Below are 22,739 nucleotides of genomic sequence, written 5' to 3'. Positions count from 1 at the left end.
GGCGACCGGCCCTCGCGGATCTCGAACACCACAACCCCTGAACAAATCAGGTGTTGCAACCACCCCTAGAACCCAAGGTCGGTCAAAGGTGCCCTTCACTCGTACATGATCGGGTGAAGTCAGCCGGGGTTATGCCACGGTTCGGTCGTCGAGGGCGTTGAGGTTCCAGTCGATGCCCAGGCCCGGTGTGGTGGGCGCGACGGCGTGGCCGTCGCGGATCTCCAATTCCGAGGTCGTGACCGCGCGCAGTTGCGGGATGTGCTCGACGTAGCCTCCCGCCGGGGTGGCCGCCACCAGGCTCACGTGCAGTTCCATCAAGAAGTGCGGGCAGACGGTGACGTTGTTGGCCTCAGCTAGGTGCGCGACCTTCAACCACGGCGTGATTCCGCCGATGCGCGCGACGTCGACCTGCACGATCGACGCGGCCTGCCTGCTGAGGTAGCTCCGGAACTGCGCGATGCTGTACATCGACTCGCCGACCGCGATCGGGATGCTGGTGCCTGCCGCGAGCAGGGCGTGGCCGTCGACGTCGTCCGCGGGCATCGGCTCCTCGAACCAGCTCAGGTCCAGCGGTTCGAACAGGGCGGCGCGGCGGCGGGCTTCGCTGATCGTCAGCGACTGGTTGGCGTCGACCATGAGGTCCATGTCCGGTCCGACGGCCTCGCGAACGGCGTGCAGCCGGGCCAAGTCCTCCGCCGCGCGCGGCTTGCCCACCTTGATCTTCACGCCCGGCCAGCCCCGCGCCTGGGACGCCAGCGCCTCGCGCACCAGATCGTCGGTGCTGAGGTGCAGCCAGCCGCCTTCGGTGTCGTAGAGCGGGACCGCCTGCCGGAATCCGCCCGCTGCCTGCCACAGCGGTTCGTCCGCGCGCTTGGCCTTGAGGTCCCACAACGCCGTGTCGATCGCGGCGAGTGCGAGCGAGGTGATGGCCCCGGTGGTCGTGGCGCGGGTCGAGGCGAACAGCTCGAACCACAGCGCTTCGACGTTGCGCGCGTCGGCACCGACGAGTTTCGGCAGCAGGTGCTCGTTGAGCATCGATAGCACCGCGCGCCCACCGGTGCCGATCGTGTAGCTGTAGCCATATCCGGTGAGTCCGTCCGTGGTGCCGAGCTGGACGAAGAGGGTTTCCTGCTTCAGGAATGCCTGCACCGCGTCGGTCCGGGCCGTTTCGACTTCGATGTCGACCAGCCGTGCGGTGGCCGTGGCGATCGTCGTCATGCTCGAACTCCTCCGGGTGTCGCGTCGGGCACGCGCAGCGGCTCGACCTTGCGGATCAGGAACAGGTAGTTGGCTGCTCCGGCGAGCGCCACGGTTCCGATGATGACCAGCGGCAGGACGAACGAGCCGGTGGTGTCGACCAGGAAGCCGACCAGCAGCGGGGTGAGGATGCCAGCGAAGTTCGAGGCGAAGTTCTGCAGCCCGCCGATCGAGCCGACGTGCCGGGAGCTCGGCGCCACGTCGCCGGGCAGCGACCAGATCCCGGTGCCCGCGATGCTCAGGCTCGCGTAGGCGAAGGAGAGCAGGGTCAGCGCCATCCACGCCTCGGGCACCAGCGCGGCGAACATGATGGTCGAACCACCCACCAAGCCGCCGACGATGACGGTCTTGCGCACCACCGTCACGCTCCGGCCCGCAGCGACGGCGCGGTCGGCCAGGAAGCCGCCGAGCCAGCCGAAGACCACTGCGCACAACCCCGGAATCGCACCGAAGAAACCCAGTTCGAGTAGGTCGAAGCCGCGTTCCTCGACCAGGTAGGAGGGGAAGAACGTGATGAAGAAGTAGATGGCGCTGTTGAGGCAGAAGAAGCCGATCATCATCGCCCAGACGGTCCGATAGCGGAACAGCGACCGCCACTTGATCGCGACCGCCTGCTCGTCGTCGAACGCGGCGGTTCGCGCACCGCCGCGTTCGATGTAGTCGACCTCCTCGGCGTTCGCGCGGTGGTGCTCGCGGGGTGCGCGGTAGAAGCGCCACCAGGCCGCCGCCCAGGCGACGCCGAGGACTCCGAGCAGCACGAACACGCCGTGCCACGACGTCAGTGCGATGACCGCGGTGACGATCGGCAGTGCGATCAGCCCGCCGACCCGCGAACCGGAGTCCCAGATGCTGGTGGCCAGGGCACGCTCCTTGCGCGGGAACCACGTGGCGACCACTTTCGCGCTCGAACTCGGGGCCGGGCTTTCCCCGGCGCCCAGCAGGAACCGGACCGCGAACAGCGACCAGAACCCGCGGGTGAGTGCGGTCAGCATGGTGAACAGCGACCACCAGAGTGCGGCGAGCGCGAACGAGCGGCGCGGTCCGACCTTGTCGACGTACCAACCGGCGGCCAGTTGGCAGAAGTCGTAGGACCAGAAGAACGCGGCGAATATCAGGCCCTGCTGCGTCGCGCTGAGCTGGAAGTCCTCGCCCATGAACGGCAGCGCGACCGCGAGGCTCGCTCGGTCCAGGTAGTTGATGGCGAGACCGACGAAGACCAGACCGATGATCAGCCACCGGGTGTTCGATCGTCTGTCGCCGCCGACGGCGTTGCTGCCCACGAGTGCCTCCTGACGTTGGATGGAACCGGGTAGCGCGGTGGGCAGGAGTGAAACAGAAATATACGATCTCGACAAGACATCTACGATATGTCTGGATGACATGCGGTGGACTGGACCGGGATAGACTTCGCGCTCTGGGCAAGGGGCGCGGGACTGGTGAGCGCTGGACCTGCGCGGCGAAGCGACCAATCGCGATCTCCGAGGCGGACGACAATGACGACCGGTCAGCTGGGTGACCTGGCCTCCCGGGTGTACTCGCGGATCCGCGAGCAGATCCTGGATCGATCGCTGGAACCCGGGCAGACCATCACCATCAGCGCGCTGGCCGAGTCCCTCGGGTGCTCCCACACGCCGGTGCGGGAGGCGCTGGCGACGCTGGCTGCGGGCGAGCTGGTGACCAAGATCCACAACCGCGGCTACCGGGTCAGCGAACTGCCCGGACACCGCGAGGTTGCCGACCTGTACGACTTCCGCTTCCTGGTCGAACCGTGGGCCGCCGCACGGGCCGCGGTACGGGTCTCACCCACCCAGCTGCGGCAGCTGAACCGGGAGCTCGACCGGTTCGCGGAATGCCTGGCCGAGGGCGACGCACCGGCCCGCGCCCTGGCCGATCACGACGAGGCGTTCCACCGGCTGATCTTCACCATCGCCGACAACGATCACGCGGCGAAGGCGTACGAACGCTGCCAAGTCCACCTGAACCTCTTCCGGTTGCAGCGACCGGGCACCGACAACCTGGAGACGCTGGCCGAACACCGGGCGATCGTCGCCGCGCTGCGCGCGGGTGATCCCAACGCCTGCCGGGAAGCGATGCACGAGCACATCACGAATTCGCACGAGCGGATGCTGCCGCCCGAGGACTGATCCGGCTCGGCGATCAGGACTGGAAGTACTTTTCGAGCAGCGCTTCGAGGTCCGCGCTGAGCGGGTGTTCGTCGGCCGCGGACACCCAGGCGTAGGCGTCGTGTTCGGTCAGGCGCACTTCGTCGGCCGAAGCCACCAACACCGACCAGGTGTGCTGGCGGTTGTAGGTGCCGCGCTGCGCGGTGTAGTCGAACGCGCCGAGATATCCGGTGATCTCGGCGATGCGCATGCCGGTTTCTTCGACGACCTCGCGGTGCAGCGCGGTGTTCAGGTCTTCGCCGGGGTCGACCTTGCCACCGGGGAGTTCCCATTCACCGCCGCGAGAATCGGTGGCGCGCCGACGCACCAGCAGGACCTTTCCACCGGCATCGATGACGGCCGCGACGATCTGCTGCTGCACACCGTCAGCGGCGTCCTGCCGGGCCAGCTCGGCCACTTCGGCCAAGTGCATCGCGGACCGCCCTCCCAAGCTTTTCGCCACCGTACCGCAGCTTCAACGACGTGCGACGCGATCCTGTTTGCCCGGATGCAGCGCCGCGGAGACCTGGCGCACCACGTCCAGCGCTCGCGGATCCAGCGAGTAGCAGATCTGCGTGCCATCTCGACGGGTGCGCACCAGTCCCGCTTCCCGCAGCGTGCGCAGATGCCCGGAGATCGTCGGCTGGCTCACGCCGAAGTACTCGGTGAAATCGCAGGCGCAGATCTCGCCTTCCCGACGCAGGCGCTCCAGCACGCCGAGCCGGATGGGATGCCCCATCGCCCGGAACAGCCCGGCCGCGGTGGCCAGATCGTAGTTGCTCACCGGGTGAGTGTATCGCTATTCTCCTATATACGAAGCATAGGAGTTTCCCTATATAGGAGCTTGACGATGACGTCCGGTGTGAACGAACTGGTCCTGGAAGTCGCAGATCTGGCCGCCGCTGAGCGCTTCTACACCGAAGTGCTCGGTTTTCCGGTGATCGGACGTTGGGAGGGCGATCATTGGCGCAACCGCGAGGCGGTCTGGGTGTTGGCCGGTGGGACCAGGATCGGGCTGTGGAAACCAGCTCTCGGCATCGCCCGCGCTCGCGGCGGCGTGCACGTCCACTATGCCCTGTCGGTGTCCGACAGCGAGTACGACGCGGTCGTCGAGCAACTTCGGTCGCGTGGTGCACGGGTCGACGAAGTGGAGTTCGGTCCGGGCAACGCCCGCTCGGCGTACGTGGCCGATCCGGACCACAACGTGGTCGAGTTCTGGACCTGGGACGTGACGCAGGGCAGCCCAGGCGCGCCACGCGCGATCAGCGACGGAGTTTTCGGGGTTTAGGGCGGACCCGTGGATTTCCTCAGCCTCACCGGGAAATCCACATCGGACACCGCGGGTTCGCTCGGCACTTGAGCTCGGCCCCGTCTCCCGAACCGGAATGGTGAACCCAGCCGACCGCACTGCGCACGGTGAATAACACAGCGTAGTCAGCCGGTGCCGACTGTCGACAGCCGACTGTCGGCACCGGTTGATGGACTAGAGTGGAGACCTTCGATGACCAGAGAGGCGATAGGCCGGTGTCCCTCGACGTCCCAGCGCTGTCCGGTGTCGACCGGCAGACGCTCCGCGAGCAGAGCCTGCACAAGCTCCGCGAGGCGATCTGCGGGGGCCAACTCGCGCCGGGTACCCGCCTGATCGAGACCGAGCTCAGCGACGCGCTGTCCGTCTCCCGCGGCACGCTTCGCGAGGCGCTGCGCCACCTGGTCCAGGAAGGACTGATCGTCGCCGACGAACGCGGTCGACTGCTGGTCCGCGTGCTCAGCCCGGCCGAGGTCGCCGACATCTTCTCGGTGCGCGGTGCGCTGGAATCGCTCGCGGTGGAGGCGCTGTGCGCGGCGCCGGATCGGACCGGGATCGTGCGGCAACTCCGCGAGACCATCGACAGGCTCGCCACGACCGATCGAGCGGGGTCCGACCTCGTCGCGGCTGACCTCGCGTTTCACCAGCAACTTTGCGAGCTCACCGGCAACGGGACGCTGGTGCACTCCTGGCAGCACCTCTCCGCGCTGACGCGCGCGACGACCGTCCGGTCAGCGTCGCAACCGGCGCCGCGCGATGCGGACCGGCACACGCTGATCGTTGACGCCATCGAAGCTGGCGATGCCGCCCGCGCACGGGAGGCCACGAGCGGGCACCTGCGGGAGACGGCCGAGCGGATCGTCTCGGCGCTCGCCGAAGACTGACAGCGCCGGCTGCCGCGTACGACTTCCGCTCGCGGTGTCCGGCGTGGACGTGGTCGGACCGTCCGCGATTTCCGCGGCGGAAAGCCGATGCGTTCGGTGATCTTGCGGACCGAACGGCACGGACGGCTCGAAGCTGTCACCCGGATGCTGATCGGCAGAGTCGTGGCGGTTCGCCGCAGGAGCATTCCCAGGACCGTCGGACAGCCCTGGCGCGTGTTGCCAGATGCGGAATTCCCAGTGACCACAACGACTTCTCGTCGCACCGCGATCCTCACCACCGCGTTGTCAGCGGCGCTGACCGGCTTGCCGCGTCCGCGCGTCGGGTTGCGGCGACCGATGTCCACAAAGCACCACGGGGCCGATCGAAACCGTGTTCAACCTCCGCTCTCCCCGGTCCGCCGATCGCGGCGCGCTTACTGCGCGTTACGGGCTTACCCTGCAACGCATGCCCCACGAGTCACCGGACATCTGGGCAATGGCCGACTTGGCCACGCCGTTCGCGGTTCGAACAGCGGCCACCCTGCGGGTGCCCGATGTGGTCAAGGACGGTCCACTTCCGCTCGCCGAAATCGCACACCGCTGCAAGGCCGAGGCCGACCCGCTCGGGCGGGTGCTGCGATTCCTCGTGCACCGCGGCATGTTCACCGAGCCCGAGATGGACGTCTTCGGCCCGAACGACGCCTCCAACGCGCTGCGCAGCGACGTCGCCGACGGGCCACAGCCCTGGCTGGACCTGGACGGCGCCGTCGGCCGCGCCGATCTCGCGTTCGTCGAACTCATCGAACAGGTCCGAGGCCACCACCCCGCCTACCCGGCCGCGTTCGGCCGGTCCTTCTGGGAGGACCTGGCGCACAACCCGCAGCTGTCGGACTCGTTCGACTCGCTGATGGAGACCAAGGCCTACGGGCTCGCGCCGCTGGTCGCCACGGCGCACGACTGGAGCGCCTATTCGCGGATCGCGGACGTCGGCGGCGGAAAGGGCGTCTTGCTCGCCGAGATACTAGGCGCCCACCCGCAGTTGCACGGCATCCTCGTCGATCTTCTCGGCCCGGCCCGCAACGCCGCCGCCTACCTGCGCGAACAGGGAGTTCAGGAGCGCGCGGAGGTGGTCACCGCGAGCTTCTTCGACCCGCTGCCCATCGAGGCCGACGCCGTCATCGTCTGCGACGTGCTCGGTGACTGGGACGACACGGATGCCGCCCGGATCCTGGGGCACTGCGCGCAGGCGGTGAGCCCCGACGGGCGGGTGCTGATCATCGAGTTGCTGCCCGACATCAACCGGATGACGCTGTTCACCGAGATGGATCTGCGGATGATGGTCTACGTCGGCGGCCGGATGCGCGATCTGGACCGCACCCAGCACATCGCGGCGGCAGCCGGGATGACCGTCGAGGACTTCACTCCGCTGGACAACGGTTACGCCATCATCGAGTGCCGTCCCGAACGCTAGCCGCAACGGATTCCCGCCACCTCTCCGACAGATCACGCCGTTTGCCTGACAACCACCCTTGCCAACGCCCAATTCGCGCGAGTCTTCGCTGCCGTTTGGGACAGACGGATCTCGGCGGGCGTCACAGCCTCGCCGCGGCCTGCTCCAGAGCTTGTCGTGCCTCCTCGACCAGGCGGCTCACCAGCTCAGCGGCAGGCAACGGCCGCGTTTGGGTGTAGGTCTGGCCTGCCCACATCGACAGCAGTTCCGGATCACCCGCTTTTCCCGCAGCCGCACGCATCGGCTTGGTCAGGTTGTTCAGCTGCGGATAGGCCGCTGGCGCATCAGCGTTGTCAGTCAGGAACCGGTTCACCATCCCCCGCGCCGGACGTCCGCTGAACGCCCGGGTCAACGCGGTTTCCCGTTGTCCGGCAGCGATTTCAGCGCGCTGGGTCGGTTGCGTACCCGCCTCGTCGGACACCAGGAACGCGGTGCCCAACTGCGCCGCCACCGCACCCGCGGACAGCACCGCCGCCACGTCCGCGCCGTGCACCAACCCGCCCGCTGCGATGACCGGCAGATCGACCTCGGCCCGGATCAGGCGGATCGCCGCCAACAGGCCGAACAGCGGCCCACCGCCGGGCAGCGTGGCGTCGTCGTTGAACACCGCGCGGTGCCCACCGGCGTCCATGCCCTGCACGCACACCAGATCCGCTCCCAAAGCCGCTGCGGTCCGCGCCTCCTGCGGAGTCGTGACCGTGACTACCACCTCCGATCCAACCTCGTGCAATCGATCTACAATGGACTTCTCCGGCGCGCCGAAGGTGAACGACACCACCGGGATCCGCTCGGCGATCACCAACTCCGCCTTCGCCGGGTATTTGTCGTCGTCCCAGCTCGGCGAGCCCGCCCCGGCCCCGTGCCGCGCGGCAGCCGCCTCGACCCGAGCCCGGTAGCCGTCGAAATCGAGGTCGCGCGGCGCACCGGGGACGAAGAGGTTCACCCCGAACGGCTCCGAGGTGAGCGCACGGCAGGCGGTGATCTCGGCGGCCAGCGCTTCCACCGAGAGGTTCCCAGCGGCCAGGAAGCCGAGGCCGCCAGCCGCGCTCACCGCCGCAGCCAGTTCCGGTGTTGAGATGCCGCCCGCCATCGGCGCCGCGATCAGCGGGATTCCTCGCTCTGCCATCATGTTTTCGACGGTAATCCGCCCCTCACCGGCACGCATCCGAGCATCGCGCACGCCACACGTGACGACCTCGCGCGCCGCGGTCGCGCATTTCGAACGGTTCGGGTTCCGGGTGGTCAACGACTACATGCGGGGCCCGATCGATCCCGGCCCGCGAAGAGTCAGGGACGCAACCCGGCGACCAGTTCGACCGGGGAGAACCTGACCGGGAATGGTCGCTGCGGCTGGAAGATCTCGTCGTCGACGACACGTGCCACCCGCTGGTAATCGCTGCCACCAACCAGCTCCCACGCCGTGACCGTCGGTACGTCGAGATCCGGGTCGACCAGCCAGAAGTGCTGGGTGCCCAATCTGGCGTGGGCGGCCTTGCGCAGGCTGGCGTCGTTCAACCGGCTGCTCGGCGAGGCCACCTCGACCGCCAGCACCGGAGCCTTCAACAGGTTCTGCAACGTGAGATCGGCGTACCGGGCGACCAGCACGTCTGGCAACAACTCGGTGAAGATGTCCTGCCGCACCGCGAACGGCGCGGGCAGCACCCGGAACTCGGGCGGACTCGCCCGACGCAGCCGGACGAACAGCTCGCCCAACGCTTCCTGGTGCGGCCAGCCCGGCGCCGGGCTCACCACCAGCTCGCCGTCGACGAGTTCGTACCGGCGGCCGTCGTGCGGCATCGCTTCCAGGTCCTGCACCGTGAATCGGCGGCTTCCCACACTGATCGACATGACTCGCTCCTTCCACGCGTTGCCCGATGGCTCTCGGGTCCTCGCGAATAAAGAGGAGCGAAAGGGCCGTACAGATACAGCTGCGGCCGATGATCACCGAAAGGTGGCACGAAAAAGTGGGCGGGAACCCGACGCCTGGGTTCCCGCCCACTCGCACCATTGCGTTTCTCCGACACCCCGCCACAGGGCCGCTGGTGCGTCCGGGGCGCGATCGGCGCGGCACGCCGATCGCGGCTCTCAACTGGTCAGTGGAACTGGGCCGCCTCGGTCGAACCGGCTAGCGCGGTGGTCGAGGAGTTCGGGCTCACCGCGGTGCTGATCAGGTCGAAGTAGCCGGTGCCCGCCTCGCGCTGGTGGCGCGTCGCGGTGTAGCCGTCGGCCTCCGCGGCGAACTCCCGCTCCTGGAGGTCCACATAGGACGTCATGCCGTCCGCCGCGTAGCCCTTGGCCAGGTCGAACATGCCGTAGTTCAGCACGTGGAAACCGGCCAGCGTGATGAACTGGAACTTGTAGCCCATGTGGCCGAGTTCGCGCTGGAACTTGGCGATCGTGCTGTCGTCCAGGTTCTTCCGCCAGTTGAACGACGGCGAGCAGTTGTAGGCCAGCATCTGCTCCGGGAACTTCTCCTTGACCGCCTCGGCGAACCGGCGCGCGACCTCCAGGTCCGGGGTCGAGGTCTCCATCCAGATCAGGTCCGAGTGCGGCGCGTAGGCCAGCGCCCTGGTGATGCAGGGCTCGATGCCGTTGCGCACCTTGAAGAAGCCCTCCGGGGTGCGCTCGCCGGTGGTGTATTGCTGGTCGCGCTCATCGACGTCGCTGGTCAGCAGCGTCGCGGCCTGCGCGTCGGTGCGGGCGATGACCAGGCTCGGCACTCCTGCGACGTCAGCGGCCAGCCGGGCGGCGTTGAGCGTCTTGACGTGCTGGCCGGTGGGGATGAGCACCTTGCCGCCGAGGTGGCCGCACTTCTTCTCGGAGGCCAGTTGGTCCTCCCAGTGCACTCCCGCGGCACCGGCGGCGATCATGCTCTTCATCAGCTCGTAGGCGTTGAGCACGCCGCCGAAACCGGCCTCGGCGTCGGCCACGATCGGTGCCATCCAGTGGATCGCTTCGCTCTCGACAGCGCCGCCCTGCGGGTCCAGCGCCTCGGACCAGTTGATCTGGTCAGCGCGCTTGAGGGCGTTGTTGATCCGCCGCACGACCGCCGGGACCGAGTTGGCCGGGTACAGGCTCTGGTCCGGGTAGGTCTCGCCCGCCAGGTTGGCGTCCGCGGCGACCTGCCAGCCGGAGAGGTAGATGGCCTTCAGACCGGCGCGGACCTGCTGGACCGCCTGGTTGCCGGTCAGCGCACCGAGCGAGTTGACGTAGTCGGTCTCGTGCAGCAGCCGCCACAGCCGTTCGCTGCCCTGCCGGGCGAGGGTGTGCTCTTCGTGCACCGAGCCGCGGAGGCGGATGACGTCCTCGGCCGAGTGCGTGCGCTCGATGCCCTTCCACCGCGGGTTGGTGTCCCAGTCGCGCTGGAGTTCTTCGACGGCCTGCTTCGCCTGCTCGCGGATGCTCATGATGTTCCCCTCCCCGGGATTGCCCTGCGGCCTGTTGCAACCCAGTCTTGCGCCGATCCCGCCAAACACGAGAAGAATTCCGAGGTAATTTTCTCGATTTTTCTGTTATTATCAACGCCATGACGGAGTTCGCCACCGAAGAAGACCGTAATTTTTCCACAGAACACGACCTTCTGGTCTTCGGTCAGCGGCTGCGGCACTTGCGCCGCACCGCCGGGCTCACCCTCGTGGAGCTGGGTGAGCGGGTCGGGCGGGCTCCGTCGCAGCTGTCACTGCTGGAGAACGGCCATCGCGAACCTAAGCTGTCGTTGCTGCGCGCGCTGGCCGACGCGCTGGGCAGCTCGGTGGACGAACTGCTGTCCAAGAAGCCGCCGAACCGGCGGGCCGAGCTGGAGATCGCCGTGGAGAAGGCCCAGCTCGACCCGGTCTACCAGCGGCTCGGCGTACCGCCGCTGAAGGTCGGCAAACGCATCCCCACCGAAGCGCTGGAGCACGTCCTCGCGCTCTACGAAGAGCTCAAACGCCGCGAGACCAAGCAGGTCGCCACGCCCGAGGAAGCCCGCAAGGCCAACGCCGAACTGCGCCGCATGATGCGCGAACACGGCAACTACTTCCCCGAGATCGAGAAAGCCGCCGCGGGCATCCTCGACCAGGCGGGTTACCACGGCGGCCCGCTGTCCGAGGGGATGATCCAGTCGATCGCCACCCATCTGGGCTACGGACTGCGGTTCGTCACCGACTTGCCCCGCTCCGTGCGCTCGGTGACCGATCTGAAGAACCGGCGGATCTTCCTGCGCCGCGAGTCGCTGGGCATGCACAGCCCGCGGACCATCCTGTTGCAGACCCTCGGCCACCTCAGCCTCGGCCACCGGCAGCCCCGCGACTTCGCCGACTTCCTGCGGCAACGCGTCGAGGCGAACTACTTCGCCGCCGCGGTGCTGGTGCCGGAGCAGACCGCGGTCCCGTTCCTGCAGGAGGCGAAGGCCGAGCGCGACATCGCCGTCGAGGACCTGCGCGACGTCTTCTCGGTGTCCTACGAGATGGCCGCGCACCGCTTCACCAATCTCGCCACCCAATACCTGGACCTCGTCTGCCACTTCGTGCGCAACGACGAGACCGGCATCATCTACAAGGCGTACGAGAACGACGGCCTGGTCTTCCCCAGCGATCAGACCGGCGCCATCGAGGGGCAGCGGATGTGCCGCTACTGGGCCGGACGCCAGGTGTTCGCCTCACCGGACCGCTACTCGACGTACTACCAGTACACCGACAAGCCCGGTGCCACGCACTGGTGCGTCGCGCACGTCGACCCCAGCCGCGGGCGGGACTTCGCGATCACCCTCGGCGTGCCCTACACCGAATCCCGGTGGTTCCGCGGGCGCGACACCAACAACCACTCCAAGTCCAAGTGCCCCAACGGCGAATGCTGCCAGCGGCCCCCGGCGGATCTCGCGAGCCGCTGGGAGGGCATGGTGTGGCCGTCGGCGCGGGCGCACTCCCACGTGCTCGCCGCGCTGCCGTCGGACACCTTCCCCGGTGTGGACGAGGCCGACGTGTACGCGTTCGTGGAGTCGCACCAGGGTTGATCAGCGGCGGTGCGGTTCGGCGATGGCCTCGGCCATCCGCACGAACTCCGCCGCCGCCGGAGAAAGCGGCCCGGGACGCCAGAACAAGACACCGCGCCTGATCACACGTGGACGCAGCGGCCGAACAACCGCCCCACGAGCAGCGGCGTCCTGGGCCATCGACAGCGGCAGCAAGGTCGCACCAGCGCCCGCGAGCACCAGCGGGACGACCATCGCCTGGTGCGCGGTCTCGACCGCCACAGCGGGCGCTGCTCCCCTCGCACCTACCGTGTCCTCGATGACCGCGCGGGTGGCCGTGCCGCGCGGCGTGGTCACCCAGTCCAATGTGGACAATTCGGAGCCGCTCAGGGTCCGCCGCTCGGTGGCGGAACCCGGTGGCAGCACGGCGAATATCTCCCGCCCCCGCAGCACCATGCTCGCCAGGTCGCCGATCGGTTGCTCCGCGTCGACCATGCCGAGTTCGCACTCTCCGGCGCGCACCGCAGTGGTGACGTCCGAACCGAGCTCGGGGTCCGAGACGGTGACGGCGACCCCAGGATGCTCGCGCAGGAAGGCACCGAGCAGTTCGGCGAGCGGATCGACGGCCAACGTCGTCTGCGCCACCACGTCCAACCGCCCGGCGGACAGGCCGAGGACCTGCCGCACCGACGCCGATGCGGTGCTCAGGTCGCGCATCACCTGCCGTGCGGGCTCGACCAGCGCTTCCCCGGCCGGGGTCAGCGCAACCCCTTGCGGCAGCCGGTGGAACACCTTCCCGCCCAGTTCGCGCTCCAGGTTCCGAATGGCGTGGGACAGCGAAGGCTGCGCGACGTGCAACGCCTGGGCGGCGGCTGTGAAACTGCCGTGCTGGGCGATCGCCAAGAAGTACTCCAACTCCCGCCGCTCCATGCTCCGCTACCTGATCGTGTGATGAGTGAAGGGCACCTTTCACCAACTTACTTGGTGAAAGGTGCCCTTCACCTGGGAAAATTCACCTAGTCGTGGGCGGCGCGGAAGGTGTGTTCGGCGGTGCGGTCGGTGTGCTGGTCATCCGCTAGATCGACACGCAGCCATTGCAGACGGCCGGTGAACGCGTTGTCGACAGCCGGGTAGTCGTCGGTCACCGGTGTCACGCGGTCCACGCCGATGTCGAAGGTCTCGTCGAAGGCGAAGTAGTACGGGATCGTGGCGTCGACGCGGCCTGATGCCACCTCGGCGCCGTCAACCGACAGCACCGCCGTACCGCCCTTGCCGACACCGCCGCCGTCGTAGTCGAACCGCAGTCGCACTTCGTGCCGACCGGCCGACACCGGCTGCGGTGCGCGCACCTGGTGCACCGTCAGCCCGAAGTAGTTGTAGGCGTAGCACGGCGTGCCCTCGTGGAAGTAGAACGACCACCCGCCGAAGCGACCGCCCTGCGCGACCAGCACCCCCGCCGCGCCGTCCTCGGGCACCTCGACCAGCGCCGTCAAGGTGTGCGAGCGGTTCTTGACATTCGGTGCGGTCTCCTCGGTCAGCCGCTTGGCACCGGCGTGGAAGGTTACCGACCGGCGCTGCCCCATCAGGTCCAACCGGCCCGCTTCCAGCGGGTTCTCCCGTTCGGTCATCCGATCGTCCAGCGGCAGCACGTTGTGCTTGGCCGCCTCGACGAGGAACAGCTGCTGGAGTTCGCGCAGCTTCCCCGGATGCTGCGCCGCGAGGTCGTGGGCCTGCGTCCAGTCCACATTGGTGTCGTACAGCTCCCACACGTCGTCGTCGAAAGACCGACGCACCCCGTCCTGCACCATCACCCACGGGGTGCCGTGCCGCGTCACCGCCATCCAACCGTCCCGGTAGATGCCCCGGTTGCCGACCATCTCGAAGTACTGCACCCGGTGCCGGTCCGGCGCGTCGGGGTCGTTGAAGCTGTAGAGCATGCTGGTGCCCTCGATGGGCTGCTGCGCGACACCGTTGACCTCGGTCGGATGCGGCAGGCCCGCCGCCTCCAAGATCGTCGGCACGATGTCGATCACGTGGTGGAACTGGTCGCGGACCCCACCGCGTTCGGCGATCCCGGCTGGCCAGTGCGCGATCATCCCGTCCCGAATCCCGCCGAAGTGCGAAGCGACCTGCTTCGTCCACTGGTAGGGCGTGTTCATCGCCAACGCCCAGCCGACCGGGTAGTGCGCGTGCGTGGTGGCATCACCAAGCGCCGCGTCCTGGGAGTTGATGAACTCGGCGCTGTCCGGGAAACCGCTGGCGAAGCGGTGCTCGTTGAGCGTGCCGCCCAAGCCGCCTTCGGCCGAAGCGCCGTTGTCGCCCAGGATGTAGACGAACAGCGTGTTGTCCAGTTCGCCGAGCTCCTGCAAGGCATCGACGAATCTGCCGACCTGCACATCCGTGTGCTCGGCGAATCCCGCGTAGAGCTCCATCAGCGAAGCCGCGGCACGTTGCTCGGACTCGGTCAGCTCGTGCCAGTGCGGCACGCCCTGGGCCCACGGCGCGAGCTCCGCGTCCGGAGGAACGACACCGAGTTCCTTCTGCCGCCGCAAGGTGATCTCGCGCTGCACGTCCCAGCCGTGGTCGAACTTCCCGCGGTATTTCTCCCGGAACTCCTTCGGCACGTGGTACGGCGCATGGGTGGCCCCGAAGGGCAGGTAGACGAAGAACGGGTTGTCCGGCTGCAGGCAGCGCTGGTCGCGCACCCAGTCGATGGCCCGATCGACCAGGTCCTCGGAAAGGTGGTAGCCGTCCTCTGGTTTGCGCGCGGGCTCCACCGGATTCGTGCCGTCGAACAGCGCCGGGTACCAGTGGTTCATCTCCGCGCACAGGAAACCGTAGAACTTCTCGAACCCCTCGCCGGTCGGCCACCGGTCGAACGGCCCGGCAGCGCTGACATCGCGCGCCGGAGTCTGGTGCCACTTGCCGAACGCGGCCGTGCGGTACCCGTTGCCCTGCAGGATCTGGCCGATCGTGGCGGCGCTCAACGGGCGGATGCCGCAGTAGCCGGGTGCCGCGCTGGCCATTTCGGTCGTGACACCCATGCCGACCGAATGATGGTTGCGGCCGGTCAGCAGGGCCTGCCGAGTCGGCGAACAGATCGCCGTGACGTGAAACCGGCTGTAGCGCAGGCCCCCGTCGGCCAACCGGTCAGCGGTCGGCATTTCGCACGGCCCGCCGTAAGCACTCGACGCGCCGAAGCCCATGTCGTCGATGAGCACCACGACGACGTTCGGCGCACCGTCCGGTGGACGCAGTGGCTGCCGCGGTTGGAAGGCGGGGCGCTGATCGCGAATGTCGAGCGCGGTCGCCGACGGCGGCTCGGGGTCCGGAATTGGCAACCGATCACGCACCACGCCCACAGCCGACCTCCTGAGCAGTGCATCAGCAGAATCAACGCGGACTACCCGAAAACATCACCCGCGCAAAGCCTTCGACGACAAATGCTAGTAGTCGGTCGGCAACGCGCGAGCCGCACTGGAAGTGTCCTGCGCAACAATTCAGCTCATTCATGCCAGTTCAGACCCAGGTAAGACTGGTTTTCGATGCAGTCCATAGACGATGCCTATCCCATCACGCCCGTGTCCACTGAGGACATTTAGTCGACGTCCCGCGCGAAGGTCTCGTGAGTGGTTGTGGCGGCCAGAGCGACCGTTACCACTCACCAAAGGCAAGTAGCACTGCCCGATGTTCCGAAGGGGGCGACTGCTGGGAGTTACTTCTTGCTCTTGGTCTTGTCGTCCTTGGACTCGTCGGTGGACAGCGCGGCGACGAAGGCTTCCTGCGGGACCTCGACCCGACCGATGGTCTTCATCCGCTTCTTGCCCTCCTTCTGCTTCTCCAGCAGCTTGCGCTTCCGGCTGATGTCACCGCCGTAGCACTTGGCGAGCACGTCCTTGCGCATCGCGCGGATCGTCTCGCGCGCGATGATCCGCGACCCGATCGCCGCCTGGATCGGCACCTCGAACTGCTGCCGCGGAATCAGCTCGCGCAGCTTCGAGGCCATCTTCGTGCCATAGGCGTAGGCGGCGTCGCGGTGCACGATCGCGCTGAAGGCGTCCACCGGCTCGCCCTGCAGCAGGATGTCGACCTTGACCAGGTTGGACACCTGCGTGCCGGACTCCTCGTAGTCCATCGAGGCGTAGCCGCGGGTGCGGGACTTGAGCTGGTCGAAGAAGTCGAACACGATCTCCGCCAGCGGCAGCGAATAGCGCAGTTCGACCCGGCTCTCCGAGAGGTAGTCCATCCCGGACAACTGCCCGCGTCGGCTTTGGCACAGCTCCATGATCGTGCCCACGAACTCCGACGGCGCGATGATGGTGCACTTCGCGACCGGCTCGAAGACGTCTTTGATCTTGCCGTCCGGCCAATCCGACGGGTTGGTGACGACCAGCTCGCTGCCGTCCTCCATCTCCACGTGGTAGACCACGTTCGGCGCGGTGGAGATCAGGTTCAGGTTGAACTCCCGCTCCAACCGGTCGCGGGTGATCTCCAGGTGCAGCAAACCGAGGAAACCGCAGCGGAACCCGAAGCCCAACGCGCCCGAGGTCTCCGGCTCGTAGGTCAGCGCGGCGTCGTTGAGTTGGAGCTTGTCCAGCGCCTCGCGCAGCAGCGGGTAATCGCTGCCGTCCACCGGGTAGAGCCCGGAGTACACCATCGGCTTCGGCTCGCGGTAGCCGCTGAGCGGCTGCTCGGCGCCCTTGCGCTCGGCGGTGATCGTGTCGCCGACCTTGGACTGCCGGACGTCCTTCACCCCGGTGATCAGGTAACCGACCTCGCCGACCCCGAGTCCGGCCGAAGGCTTGGGCTCCGGCGAGATGATGCCGACTTCCAGCAGCTCGTGGGTGGCACCGGTGGACATCATCCGGATCCGCTGCCGCGGGGTGATCCTGCCGTCCACCACGCGGATGTAGGTGACCACGCCGCGGTAGGTGTCGTAGACGGAGTCGAAGATCATCGCGCGCGGCGGCGAGTCGGCAACACCTTCCGGCGCCGGGATCTGCCGCACCACCTCGTCGAGCACGGTGCCGACGCCCTCGCCCGTCTTGGCCGACACGCGCAGCACGTCCTCCGGCTCGCAGCCGATGATGTGCGCCAGCTCGGCGGCGTACCGGTCCGGCTCGGCCGCGGGCAGGTCGATCTTGTTGAGCACCGGGATGATCTGCAGGTCGTGCTCCATCGCGAGGTACAGGTTCGCCAGCGTCTGCGCCTCGATGCCCTGCGCGGCGTCGACCAGCAGCACCGCGCCCTCGCAGGCGGCCAGCGACCGGCTGACCTCGTAGGTGAAGTCGACGTGCCCAGGGGTGTCGATCATGTGCAGCACGTGGTCGACGCCGTCGGCGTTCCACGGCAGGCGCACGTTCTGCGCCTTGATCGTGATGCCGCGCTCCCGCTCGATGTCCATCCGGTCGAGGTACTGGGCCCGGTACGCGCGTTCCTCCAGCACGCCGGTCAACTGCAGCATCCGGTCGGCCAGGGTCGACTTGCCGTGGTCGATGTGCGCGATGATGCAGAAGTTCCGGATTCGCTCCGGGGGCGTGAACGTGGTGTCGGCGAAACTGCTCACTCAGTGTTCCTCGCGGATGTCGACTGGTGCGGGGGTTCACCCCATCGTCCCATGACACGCCGGGTACCCGGCGCCCAACTCCGGGTCATCCCCGATGCGACCACCGCTCGGACGGTGCTGAGCTGGACGTATGAGTGGTTTCGCCGATTTCGCCCTGGATCGTGCATTCGGTCACCCCAGAGGTCTGCTCGGCGCCTTGGGCGGTGCGCTGATGGCGCGCGGCAACGCGGCGGCGGAGCAGCAGGTGGTGCGGTCAGCCAGGCTGACCGGCGCGGAACGGGTGCTGGTGATCGGACCGGGACCCGGTGTCGGATTGCTGGCAGCAGGCGAGCGGGCGAGCCGAGTGGTAGCGATCGAGCCGTCGGCGCGAATGCGGCGGACCGCTGAGCGGCGGTGCGCAGCGCTGAGCAACGTGACCGTGCTCGACGGCACCGCCGAAGCAACCGGACAACCGGACAGTTCGTTCGACATCGCGCTCAGCGTGAACAACATCCAGCTGTGGCCGGACCGCGCTGCGGCGCTCGCCGAACTGCACCGCGTGCTCCGCCCTGGCGGCGTCCTGCTGCTGTCGACCCACGAACGCTGGCTGCCCGGCGGTCGCGCGGGACTCCACGCCGACGTCCAAACGGCAGGCTTCGCCGAGGCGCAGACCTGGGCCTGGAAGCCACCGTCCCGAGGCACCACCCAAGCCCAAACCCGAGCGATACGACCGTGATCAGAACATCAGGCCCGCGAGCAGCAACATCACCGCGCCGGAGGCCAACGCGGTCAGCAGCCGTGCACGCGGACCGGTGAGGACAGCGCCCAGCAGCACGCCACCGGAGGCCAGCACGAGTTGCCAACTCGCCGATGCCGCGAACGCCGCCGCGACGAACACCGCCTGCTGCGCGATCGGCGCGGCGCTGACGGCGGTGTTGCCGAGCACCAGCGCGGCGAAGTAGACGACAGTCGTCGGGTTCACCGCCGTGATGCCGACGAGCACCCCGTAGGCGCGCAGCGGGGTCAGCTGCCGGGCCTCCCCGGACTGCTTCGAACCCGCGCGGTACTCACGCACCCCGGCAACGGCGATTCGAGCTGCGAGGGCGACCAAGACCAGCACCGACATCCACCGCAGCGGCGTCGCGACCTCGGCGATCAGCTCGACCAGAACACGCCCGGCGACAACCGCGACCAGCGCGTACAGCCCGTCGGTGGTGGCTACTCCCAACGCCGCGCTGCACGCCACTCGCCACGACGTCCGCGACGCCAGAGCCACCAGGTATGCCGACACCGCCCCGACTGGCAACGCGATGCCGTACCCGGCGAGCGCGCCCGCGATCAACGCCGCAATCACGGCAGCTGCGGAGTCGACCTCCGAACCGGCTGAACCTGCTGCTGGAGCGATCCCGTACCGACGAGGCATACCGACAACGACCAGGTCGCTCCACTCATGCCCGCGATGTTCCACGCGGCAGCTACCGCAGCACAACTCATTTTGCGCGCGCACAACGCGAACGCGAGTGACCGTCCGGGCGGCACCACAGGGTGACGGGAACGGGGTGAAGGGCACCTGTGACCCAGTTACTTGGTCACAGGTGCCCTTCACTCCTCACCTCAATGGGGTCGTGAGTGCGTAGCCGGGTTGGGGCCCGGTTGCGCACTCACGACGGGAGAGGGACTTCGGCGGCGCGTTCGAGGGCTTCCGCCAGGCGTTGGGCTATTTGGTCCAGGCGCTGCCGACCGGCGTCCGCCGTTGCTTCGCCCGGGTCGTCGGTGAAGCCGCCGGACCTGCGCCAGTCGCCAGCTCGGACCACCGTCACACCTGGGCCGAACGACTCCGTGTGCACTGCGCGTGGCCCCGGAGTTCGGCTCGCGAATTCTTCGGCTGCCAGATCTGGCCGTGCCGCCAGCAGCAGCGATGCTTCGAAATCACCCGCATGCCCTGGAACCACGGGCGCGTCCACATCGGACAAGGTCCAGTAGCTGCAAGCCCCCAGCACCATGTCGTTGCGCAGCGCCGCGTCCTTGATCGCCAATCGCATGCACTCGTCGTTGCCGCCATGGCCGTTCACGAAGAACAACCGCCGAAAACCGCTGGTGTACAACGAGTCGATCAGGTCCGCGAGCACCCGCAGGAGCGTCTCGGAACGCAGCGAGGCCGCACAGGCGAACAGGTGGTGCATCGAGTTCCCGTACGGCAAACCGGGTGCCAGGACGAAGCGCTCCGGATCCCGCAGCCTGGTGCACGCCTGCTCGACGACCGCTTCCGCCATCGCGATATCGGTGCAAAGCGGCAGGTCGGGGCCGTGCTGCTCCACCGATCCAATCGGTAGCACCACCACCGGGCCGCCGTCGGACACCAGGTCCGCGACCTGTGTCCGGGTCAACTCGCCGAGCCTGCGAACCGCCATCTCGCACCGCCTCCCATGTCGCTGTCCCACCATGATCACGCCAAGGCAGCCGAGTGCGGAACACCTTCACAGGTTGCGGACGTCGACGCGCAACGGATGATCAGCGGGGACCTCGACCAGCACGATGCGCATCCCGTCCGGATCGGCGACCCATCCCTCGTCGAGACCCCAAGGCTGCCGCGCGGGCTCGGCCAGCACGGTGACTCCCTGGTCCCGCAGCCGCTTGAACTCCACCTGGACATCGCGCACCTGGAGCCACAGCACCTGGTCCGGGCTCGGTCCCGGTCCAGCCCGGCCGCTGACCTCCAGAAAGCCCTGTCCGAGGAAGAAAACCGTGCCACCGGGGAACTCCCGCGCGATCGCCAACCCGAGCACGTCGCGGTAGAACCGCAACGAACGCTCTCGATCCCGCGGCCGAAGTAGCAACCGACTGCTCAAGACCTCCATGCACCGTTTCTACCCGCGCCGATCAACAACCGCCGAGTGGCGCTTGAAAAGGCCACGCCGGTCGCGCAGCAGCCCCGAGCGGATGATCTGCGGTGGGGCTTACTGGAGGACTGTGATGCTTCGGCGGATCGGGCGTTCTTCGGCGCTGTCGACGAACAGGTCCGGGGACTCGGCTCGGATTCTTTCCACGTCTTCGAAGACCGCTCGCAGGTGCGTTCGCAGGGCCAGCACGCTCGCGTCCAGGTCGCTCGCGGCGAGCGTTTCGACGATCTCAGCGTGCTGGTCGATCAACGCCGACACCGGGCTCACGGTGCGCAGGCCGAGCCGACGGGCGCGGTCGAGGTGCGCCTTGGCCGACACCACCGTGCGCCACGCGTTCGCGTGCCCTCCGGCGGCCAGCAGTCGCTGGTGGAACTCCTCGTCGAGCTCGAAAAACCGCTCCACGTCGTCGGCGGCCTCGCTCTGTTCGTCCAGAATTCGGCGCAGTGTGGTCAGGTCGTCGTCGGTGCGGCGGGTCACCGCGTCGGCCAGCGAAGCGACCTCGACGGCCTCGCGGATGAACTGGGCGTCGGCGATGCGCTGCGGATCTACCCGCGCGACGAACGAACCCAGCTTCGGGAAGACCCGGACCAGGTCCTCCTCGGCGAGCAGCAGCAGGCTCTCGCGCACCGGGGTGCGGCTGACCGCCAGTTCGGCCGCCAGTTCGTTCTCGGACAGCGGATGTCCGGGCGGCAGCTGCAGCGTGATGATGCGCTGCCGAAGTTCCCGGTGCACCAGCACCCGCGCCGAGGGCTTCTCGCCTGCCGTCCGTGCCATTCCCACACCCTATCGAGCCGCCTTGACGTGTGGCATCCCAGTGCTTGTATGGTAGCGCTGGTATCCCACTTGGAGGAGAGTCAATGCCGACTGACCTCGAATCTCGGGCCGACGGCCCGGATCCGAACAGCATCGCGACCGACGGGCCGAACCAGCTGCGCCGCACGGTCACCGCGTCGGTGATCGGCACCATCGCGGAGTACTACGACTTCTTCATCTACGGCACCGCCTCGGCCCTGGTGTTCAACAAGGTCTTCTTCCCCGAGGTCGACCCCCTGGTCGGCACGCTGGCCGCCTTCTCGACCTACGCCGTCGGGTTCTTCGCCCGGCCGCTCGGCGGGCTCGTCTGGGGGCACGTCGGGGACCGGCTCGGCAGGCAGAAGACGCTGGTGTACACGCTGCTGCTGACCGGGCTCGGCACCTTCGTTGTCGGCCTAATGCCCACGTACCAGCAGATCGGCCTGTGGGCAGCGGTCATCCTGGTCCTGGTCCGGTTGATCCAGGGCTTCGGCGTCGGCGGCGAGCAGGGTGGCGCCCTGCTGCTGACCGCGGAAGCCGCGCCACCTGGCAAACGCGGGTTCTACGCCAGCTTCGTGCAGATGGGGTCACCGGCGGCGTACCTCATCCCGACCGTGCTCTTCGCAGTTCTCGAAGCGCAGTTGCCCGAGGCGGCCTTCGTCTCCTGGGGTTGGCGCATCCCGTTCCTGCTCAGCGCCGTGGTCGTCGTGATCGGCCTGTACATCCGGCTGCGGGTGCCGGAATCCGAGACCTTCCGCGCGGTCCGGGAGCAGCAGAAACCGCAGCAGGCGCCGGTGAAGGTGCTCCTGCGGGAGCACCGCCGCGAGGTCTTCGGCGGCATGCTGGCGAAGTTCGTGGAGGCCGCGGTCTTCCCCTTCTACACGGTGTTCCTGGTCTCCTACGCCAAAGCCCAGGACGTCGACAGCAGCATCGTGCTGGACGCGGTGATCATCGCCATCATCGTCGAGCTGGTCCTACTGCCGTTCTGGGGTCGACTCACCGACCGCATCGGCCGACGCACCACCTACCTGGGCGCGGCCGTGCTCAACCTCGTGCTGGTGGTGCCCGCCTTCCTCGCCGTGGACACCGGCAACACCGCGGTGATCACGCTGCTGCTGATCGCCGGGCTGGCCTTCGGACACGCCGGAACCTACGCACCGCAGGCGTCGTACTTCCCCGAGTTGTTCCCGTCCAGCGCGCGCTACAGCGGCGTCTCCGTGGTGTGGCAGTTCGGCGCGATGCTCGCCAGCGGCCCGTTCACCGTGGTGGCCTCGGCCCTGCTGGTGGCCGGTGGCGGCGGCTTCACCTGGGTCGCCGTCTACGTCGCCGCGCTGATCGTGCTCAGCATCGTCGGACTGCGCTGGCTTCCCGAGACAGCACCGAATCGCCGTGGCGGGCGGGAATACGCCGACTGGCCACGCTACGACAACCACTGAACCCGGAGAAACACCCA

General features: G+C 67.8%; 21 protein-coding genes. 7 read left to right on the top strand and 14 right to left on the bottom strand.

The genetic code is table 11. The features are described 5' to 3' along the window. Window positions 1-129 precede the first annotated feature (129 nt). The gene (locus tag MOQ72_RS02835; protein WP_242180365.1) at window positions 130-1,218 is read right to left on the bottom strand and encodes a mandelate racemase/muconate lactonizing enzyme family protein; all 1,089 of its coding nucleotides are present in this window, start codon (window positions 1,216-1,218) and stop codon (window positions 130-132) included. Continuing rightward, window positions 1,215-2,537, bottom strand: a complete 1,323-nt coding sequence (locus tag MOQ72_RS02830; protein WP_242180364.1) for an MFS transporter — start codon at window positions 2,535-2,537, stop codon at window positions 1,215-1,217. The genes MOQ72_RS02835 and MOQ72_RS02830 overlap by 4 nt, the downstream gene beginning before the upstream one ends. A gap of 213 nt (window positions 2,538-2,750) precedes the next feature. Here MOQ72_RS02830 and MOQ72_RS02825 point away from each other — a divergent pair, with 213 nt between their 5' ends. Then, entirely contained in the window at window positions 2,751-3,401 is a 651-nt protein-coding gene (locus MOQ72_RS02825) for a GntR family transcriptional regulator (RefSeq protein WP_242180363.1), read from the top strand. Between the two features lie 13 nt (window positions 3,402-3,414). On the opposite strand, the gene MOQ72_RS02820 is transcribed toward MOQ72_RS02825, so the two are convergent. Continuing rightward, the gene (locus MOQ72_RS02820; protein ID WP_242180362.1) at window positions 3,415-3,852 is read right to left on the bottom strand and encodes an NUDIX domain-containing protein; all 438 of its coding nucleotides are present in this window, start codon (window positions 3,850-3,852) and stop codon (window positions 3,415-3,417) included. A 42-nt stretch (window positions 3,853-3,894) separates the two neighbouring features. After that, entirely contained in the window at window positions 3,895-4,203 is a 309-nt protein-coding gene (locus MOQ72_RS02815) for an ArsR/SmtB family transcription factor (RefSeq protein WP_242180361.1), read from the bottom strand. A gap of 66 nt (window positions 4,204-4,269) precedes the next feature. On the opposite strand from MOQ72_RS02815, the gene MOQ72_RS02810 reads away from it, so the two are divergent. From MOQ72_RS02810 to MOQ72_RS02800, 3 genes are all read left to right on the top strand, one after another. After that, window positions 4,270-4,707 (top strand): VOC family protein, encoded by a 438-nt coding sequence (locus tag MOQ72_RS02810; protein ID WP_242180360.1) that lies wholly within the window; start codon window positions 4,270-4,272, stop codon window positions 4,705-4,707. A 236-nt stretch (window positions 4,708-4,943) separates the two neighbouring features. Next, window positions 4,944-5,609: a GntR family transcriptional regulator gene (locus tag MOQ72_RS02805; RefSeq protein ID WP_242180359.1), complete on the top strand. Its 666-nt coding sequence runs from the start codon at window positions 4,944-4,946 to the stop codon at window positions 5,607-5,609. A 445-nt stretch (window positions 5,610-6,054) separates the two neighbouring features. Then, complete coding sequence (locus MOQ72_RS02800) at window positions 6,055-7,059, top strand: methyltransferase (RefSeq protein WP_242180358.1); 1,005 nt, start codon at window positions 6,055-6,057, stop codon at window positions 7,057-7,059. Between the two features lie 121 nt (window positions 7,060-7,180). On the opposite strand, the gene MOQ72_RS02795 is transcribed toward MOQ72_RS02800, so the two are convergent. From MOQ72_RS02795 to aceA, 3 genes are all read right to left on the bottom strand, one after another. Then, entirely contained in the window at window positions 7,181-8,227 is a 1,047-nt protein-coding gene (locus MOQ72_RS02795) for an NAD(P)H-dependent flavin oxidoreductase (protein WP_242180357.1), read from the bottom strand. 158 nt (window positions 8,228-8,385) lie between these two features. Next, window positions 8,386-8,946 (bottom strand): Uma2 family endonuclease, encoded by a 561-nt coding sequence (locus MOQ72_RS02790; RefSeq protein ID WP_242180356.1) that lies wholly within the window; start codon window positions 8,944-8,946, stop codon window positions 8,386-8,388. A 245-nt stretch (window positions 8,947-9,191) separates the two neighbouring features. Then, a complete protein-coding gene (gene aceA, locus MOQ72_RS02785) occupies window positions 9,192-10,505 on the bottom strand; it encodes an isocitrate lyase (RefSeq protein WP_242180355.1) in 1,314 nt (437 codons plus the stop codon). Window positions 10,506-10,624: 119 nt separating this feature from the next. Here aceA and MOQ72_RS02780 point away from each other — a divergent pair, with 119 nt between their 5' ends. Next, window positions 10,625-12,091 (top strand): helix-turn-helix transcriptional regulator, encoded by a 1,467-nt coding sequence (locus MOQ72_RS02780; RefSeq protein WP_242180354.1) that lies wholly within the window; start codon window positions 10,625-10,627, stop codon window positions 12,089-12,091. On the opposite strand, the gene MOQ72_RS02775 is transcribed toward MOQ72_RS02780, so the two are convergent. The 3 genes from MOQ72_RS02775 to lepA all read right to left on the bottom strand — a co-directional run bounded on the left by MOQ72_RS02775 (window position 12,092) and on the right by lepA (window position 17,615). Then, on the bottom strand, window positions 12,092-12,979 hold the full coding sequence (locus MOQ72_RS02775) for a LysR family transcriptional regulator (protein ID WP_242180353.1): 888 nt from the start codon (window positions 12,977-12,979) through the stop codon (window positions 12,092-12,094). An 86-nt stretch (window positions 12,980-13,065) separates the two neighbouring features. Then, entirely contained in the window at window positions 13,066-15,411 is a 2,346-nt protein-coding gene (locus tag MOQ72_RS02770) for an arylsulfatase (RefSeq protein WP_242180352.1), read from the bottom strand. A gap of 353 nt (window positions 15,412-15,764) precedes the next feature. Continuing rightward, entirely contained in the window at window positions 15,765-17,615 is a 1,851-nt protein-coding gene (lepA, locus tag MOQ72_RS02765; RefSeq protein WP_242180351.1) for a translation elongation factor 4, read from the bottom strand. A 130-nt stretch (window positions 17,616-17,745) separates the two neighbouring features. Between lepA and MOQ72_RS02760 the strand changes: the two genes are divergently transcribed. Next, entirely contained in the window at window positions 17,746-18,330 is a 585-nt protein-coding gene (locus MOQ72_RS02760) for a class I SAM-dependent methyltransferase (protein ID WP_242180350.1), read from the top strand. On the opposite strand, the gene MOQ72_RS02755 is transcribed toward MOQ72_RS02760, so the two are convergent. From MOQ72_RS02755 to MOQ72_RS02740, 4 genes are all read right to left on the bottom strand, one after another. Then, on the bottom strand, window positions 18,331-18,948 hold the full coding sequence (locus MOQ72_RS02755) for a LysE family transporter (protein WP_242180349.1): 618 nt from the start codon (window positions 18,946-18,948) through the stop codon (window positions 18,331-18,333). It lies immediately after the preceding gene. Window positions 18,949-19,255: 307 nt separating this feature from the next. After that, complete coding sequence (locus MOQ72_RS02750) at window positions 19,256-20,005, bottom strand: creatininase family protein (protein ID WP_242180348.1); 750 nt, start codon at window positions 20,003-20,005, stop codon at window positions 19,256-19,258. A gap of 66 nt (window positions 20,006-20,071) precedes the next feature. Further along, window positions 20,072-20,452, bottom strand: coding sequence for a VOC family protein (locus MOQ72_RS02745; protein ID WP_242180347.1), 381 nt, complete (start codon window positions 20,450-20,452; stop codon window positions 20,072-20,074). 99 nt (window positions 20,453-20,551) lie between these two features. After that, window positions 20,552-21,268 carry a GntR family transcriptional regulator gene (locus MOQ72_RS02740; RefSeq protein WP_242180345.1) on the bottom strand — a complete coding sequence of 239 codons (717 nt, stop codon included), beginning with the start codon at window positions 21,266-21,268 and terminating at the stop codon, window positions 20,552-20,554. An 83-nt stretch (window positions 21,269-21,351) separates the two neighbouring features. Here MOQ72_RS02740 and MOQ72_RS02735 point away from each other — a divergent pair, with 83 nt between their 5' ends. Then, complete coding sequence (locus MOQ72_RS02735; protein WP_242180344.1) at window positions 21,352-22,722, top strand: MFS transporter; 1,371 nt, start codon at window positions 21,352-21,354, stop codon at window positions 22,720-22,722. Window positions 22,723-22,739: the final 17 nt, after the last annotated feature.

This window comes from Saccharopolyspora soli, assembly GCF_022678645.1.
Taxonomy (GTDB): domain Bacteria; phylum Actinomycetota; class Actinomycetes; order Mycobacteriales; family Pseudonocardiaceae; genus Saccharopolyspora; species Saccharopolyspora soli.
The sequence above is the reverse complement of the archived record's forward strand: the minus strand, read 5'-3'. Positions and strand labels throughout refer to the sequence as shown.

Bases quoted from the DNA above. Each gene is read 5' to 3' on its own strand.
- MOQ72_RS02835 (WP_242180365.1), bottom strand. From the start codon at position 1,218: ATGACGACGATCGCCACGGCCACCGCACGGCTGGTCGACATCGAAGTC.
- MOQ72_RS02825 (WP_242180363.1), top strand. From the start codon at position 2,751: ATGACGACCGGTCAGCTGGGTGACCTGGCCTCCCGGGTGTACTCGCGG.
- MOQ72_RS02820 (WP_242180362.1), bottom strand. From the start codon at position 3,852: ATGCACTTGGCCGAAGTGGCCGAGCTGGCCCGGCAGGACGCCGCTGAC.
- MOQ72_RS02810 (WP_242180360.1), top strand. From the start codon at position 4,270: ATGACGTCCGGTGTGAACGAACTGGTCCTGGAAGTCGCAGATCTGGCC.
- MOQ72_RS02800 (WP_242180358.1), top strand. From the start codon at position 6,055: ATGCCCCACGAGTCACCGGACATCTGGGCAATGGCCGACTTGGCCACG.
- MOQ72_RS02795 (WP_242180357.1), bottom strand. From the start codon at position 8,227: ATGATGGCAGAGCGAGGAATCCCGCTGATCGCGGCGCCGATGGCGGGC.
- MOQ72_RS02790 (WP_242180356.1), bottom strand. From the start codon at position 8,946: ATGTCGATCAGTGTGGGAAGCCGCCGATTCACGGTGCAGGACCTGGAA.
- aceA (WP_242180355.1), bottom strand. From the start codon at position 10,505: ATGAGCATCCGCGAGCAGGCGAAGCAGGCCGTCGAAGAACTCCAGCGC.
- MOQ72_RS02780 (WP_242180354.1), top strand. From the start codon at position 10,625: ATGACGGAGTTCGCCACCGAAGAAGACCGTAATTTTTCCACAGAACAC.
- MOQ72_RS02775 (WP_242180353.1), bottom strand. From the start codon at position 12,979: ATGGAGCGGCGGGAGTTGGAGTACTTCTTGGCGATCGCCCAGCACGGC.
- MOQ72_RS02760 (WP_242180350.1), top strand. From the start codon at position 17,746: ATGAGTGGTTTCGCCGATTTCGCCCTGGATCGTGCATTCGGTCACCCC.
- MOQ72_RS02750 (WP_242180348.1), bottom strand. From the start codon at position 20,005: ATGGCGGTTCGCAGGCTCGGCGAGTTGACCCGGACACAGGTCGCGGAC.
- MOQ72_RS02745 (WP_242180347.1), bottom strand. From the start codon at position 20,452: ATGGAGGTCTTGAGCAGTCGGTTGCTACTTCGGCCGCGGGATCGAGAG.
- MOQ72_RS02740 (WP_242180345.1), bottom strand. From the start codon at position 21,268: ATGGCACGGACGGCAGGCGAGAAGCCCTCGGCGCGGGTGCTGGTGCAC.
- MOQ72_RS02735 (WP_242180344.1), top strand. From the start codon at position 21,352: ATGCCGACTGACCTCGAATCTCGGGCCGACGGCCCGGATCCGAACAGC.